This window comes from Pseudomonas sp. AU11447, assembly GCF_001672555.2.
GTDB lineage: Bacteria > Pseudomonadota > Gammaproteobacteria > Pseudomonadales > Pseudomonadaceae > Pseudomonas > Pseudomonas nitroreducens.
Genome location: NZ_LZDG02000109.1, coordinates 1 through 1,636, shown reverse-complemented (window position 1 = coordinate 1,636; position 1,636 = coordinate 1). Strand labels below are relative to the sequence as shown.

Here is a 1,636-nt window from a genome sequence, read left to right as displayed (position 1 = left end):
CTGGAGAACCAGGCCGGCCGCCTGCGCCACCTGGTGGACAGCTTCCGCATCTGATTCCGGCGGAAACGAAAAAGGCGCCTCCGGGCGCCTTTTTTATTCGCGAGCAAGTTCGCTCCTACAAGAGACCTCGCTCCCTGCAGGACCATGGGGGAGCCGCTCGACAGCCGCCTGTATCACCGCTGAAACACCCGCCACAGAGCCACCTCTACCGTTCGTCCGACTCTTTCAAGCTTCCACAGGCCACGCCGAAAGCAAGGGTGAAGGCCTTTGATAGCAACCCACAAACCGGGCCTGTCTTCACTGCCGGGACAAGGGAGTCCCGGCCAAGCCCGCACGGCTATCCGCCGCGCCGGCGCCGTCCGTTTCACACCACGGGGACGGACGTTCTGCGGCGACACCGGATCTGTCGCCCGGACCCACGCCGTTCAGGCATCCCACTACCTCCGGACTCGACGCAGCATGATCAAGAGCCTGAAATTCAGCCATAAGATCCTCCTGGCCGCTTCTCTTGTTGTTTTCTCGGCATTCGCCCTCTTCACCCTCTACAACGACTACCTGCAGCGCAACGCGATCCGCGAGGACCTCGAGGACTATCTGCGGGAAATGGGCGACGTGAGCGCCAGCAACATCCAGAACTGGCTGAGCGGCCGGCTGCTGCTGATCGAAAGCACCGCACAGACCATCGCCCGCGACAACGCAGCGGACCACCTGAGCGCGCTGCTGGAACAGGAGACCCTGCGCAAGACCTTCAACTTCACCTACCTGGGCCAGGAAGACGGCACCTTCACCATGCGCCCGAACAGCGCCATGCCTGATGGTTACGACCCGCGCACCCGCCCCTGGTACAAGGATGCCGTCGCGGCCGGCGGCACCACGCTGACCGAACCCTACATCGACGCGGCCACCCAGGAACTGATCATGACCGTGGCCACCCCGGCCCGCGCCGGCGGCAAGACCGTAGGCGTGGTCGGCGGCGATCTCGGCCTGCAGACCCTGGTACAGATCATCAACTCGCTGGACTTCAGCGGCATGGGCTATGCCTTCCTGGTCAGCGGCGACGGCAAGATCCTGGTGCACCCGGACAAGAGCTTCATCATGAAGTCCCTGGCCGACATCTACCCGCAGAACACGCCCAGGATCGGCGGCGGCTTCAGCGAGGCCGAGCTCAACGGCCACACCCGCATCCTCAGCTTCACCCAGGTCAAAGGCCTGCCATCGGTGAACTGGTATATCGGCCTGTCCATCGACAAGGACGCCGCCTATTCGATGCTGAGCAAATTCCGCACCTCGGCCGTCATCGCCGCGGCCATCGCCATCGTCGCCATCCTGCTCCTGCTGGGCATGCTGATCCGCGTGCTGATGCAGCCGCTGACCACCATGGGGCGCGCCATGGAAGACATCGCCCAGGGCGAGGGCGACCTGACCAAGCGCCTGAAGGTCGCCAGCAACGACGAGTTCGGCGTGCTGGGCAACGCCTTCAACCGCTTCGTCGAACGTATCCACGAATCGATCCGCGAAGTGGCTTCCACCGCACGCCAGTTGCACGACGTCTCGCAATTGGTGGTGAACGCCTCCAACTCATCGATGAGCAACTCCGATGAGCAGTCCAACCGGACCAACAGCGTCGCCGCGGCGA

Annotated in this window: 1 protein-coding gene; it reads left to right on the top strand. The window is 63.7% G+C overall.

All coding sequences use genetic code 11. The annotated features are described in order from the left end of the window. Nucleotides 1-459: 459 nt before the first annotated feature. Nucleotides 460-1,636 (top strand): methyl-accepting chemotaxis protein (locus tag A6723_RS31030; RefSeq protein ID WP_139093118.1); only part of this gene is annotated, 1,177 nt, incomplete at its 3' end.